This window comes from Micromonospora sp. CPCC 205558 (genome assembly GCF_036902955.1).
Taxonomy (GTDB): Bacteria; Actinomycetota; Actinomycetes; order Mycobacteriales; family Micromonosporaceae; genus Micromonospora.
The window spans coordinates 1-1,504 of record NZ_JBAKHR010000063.1; the positions used below are offsets into that span (position 1 = coordinate 1).

A 1,504-nucleotide genomic window follows, 5' to 3' on the forward strand; every position below is an offset into this window, starting at 1 on the left:
CAACGCCGTTCAGTTAGGCGTTTTGGTGGGCCGTCAAGCGTGTCGTGGAGACGAGGCAGCGGAGCTCCGGTATAGAGGGTGGTCACTCTAAGACGCCCTTGAACCTGGAGCTCCGCTGGCTGATCAGATTGCCATAACTCGAACGGTGACGGTAGCCGCGGGGGTGTTCGCGCCGGGTCATCTGGGCGAGCTGACTCGGCTGGTGCCGTTCGAGATGGTCGATGATGTCCTGGCCATGACCAGGCGGACCGAGTCCAGGGTCAGGCTGTTACCGGCCCGGGTCGTGATGTATGTACTACTCGCCGGGTGCCTGTTCGCCGAACTGGGATACCTGCAGGTGTGGTCGAAGCTGACCAGCGGGTTGTCCGGTCTGCCGCTCGTGGCGCCCAGCGGCAGTGCGTTGCGCCAGGCCCGGCAACGACTCGGGCCGCAGCCGGTGCGGGCGTTATTCGATGTGTTGCGCGGCCCGGCCGCTACCAGCGCCGCCCAGACGCGCTGGCGAGGCCTGTTGCTGGCCGTGATCGACGGGACCTTCCTGACGGTCGCGGACTCACCGGCCACCACGAGCCGCTATGCCAAACAACGCTGCAACAACGGCAGTTCGGGCTACCCACAGCTGCGGCTCAGCGCCCTGCTGTCCTGCGGCACCCGATCGGTGATCGACGCCGTGTTCGATCCGGTCAGTGTCGGAGAACTCGATCAGGCCCGACAGCTCGCTCGCAGTCTGCGCCCCGGGATGTTGCTGATGGCCGACCGCAACTACGCCGGCGCAGACCTGATCGCCACCCTGGCCGCGACCGGCGCGGACCTGCTGATCCGCTGCAAGACCGGCCGCAAACTACCGATCCTGCGCCGGCACCGCGACGGATCCTTCGCCTCGATCATCGGCGGGCTGCCGATCCGTGTGATCGACGCGCAGATCAGCATCACCACCACCGACGGCACCCACACCGGCGGCTACCGGCTGATCACCACCCTGCTCGACCCCGACGCGCATCCCGCCGCTGAACTGATCCCGCTCTATCACCAGCGCTGGGAAATCGAGACCGCCTACCTCGAACTGAAATCCTCGATCCTGGGCGGACGTGTCCTACGCGCCCGCACCTGCGACGGCATCAGCCAAGAGATCTACGCCTTACTCAGCGTCTATCAACTGCTGCGCACCGCGATGGTCGACGCCACCGACAGCCAACCCGGCCTCGACCCTGACCGAGCCAGCTTCACCACCGCCCTGAACACCGCCCGCGACCAGATCATCCACGCCGCCGGGATCATCGCTGACACCGTCATCGACCTGGTAGGCGTCATCGGCACCCACGTCCTGGCCCACCTGCTACCCGAACGCCGCCTACGCACCAAAACCCGCATGATCAAACGCTCAAACAGCAAATACCAAGCCCGCGGCCCCACCATCAACCGGCGCAGCTACCAAGCCACCACCAGTATCCACATCATCAGCCCTGACCCTTGACGACCACACCAATCGCCTAACTGAACGGCGTTG

The 1,504-nt window shown here is 65.5% G+C and carries 1 protein-coding gene; it reads left to right on the plus strand.

Going from position 1 to position 1,504, the window contains the following annotated elements:
• The first annotated feature begins 163 nt into the window (after positions 1–163).
• A complete protein-coding gene (locus tag V6U86_RS33260) occupies positions 164–1,471 on the plus strand; it encodes an IS4 family transposase (protein ID WP_334510515.1) in 1,308 nt (435 codons plus the stop codon).
• The last annotated feature ends 33 nt before the right edge of the window (positions 1,472–1,504 follow it).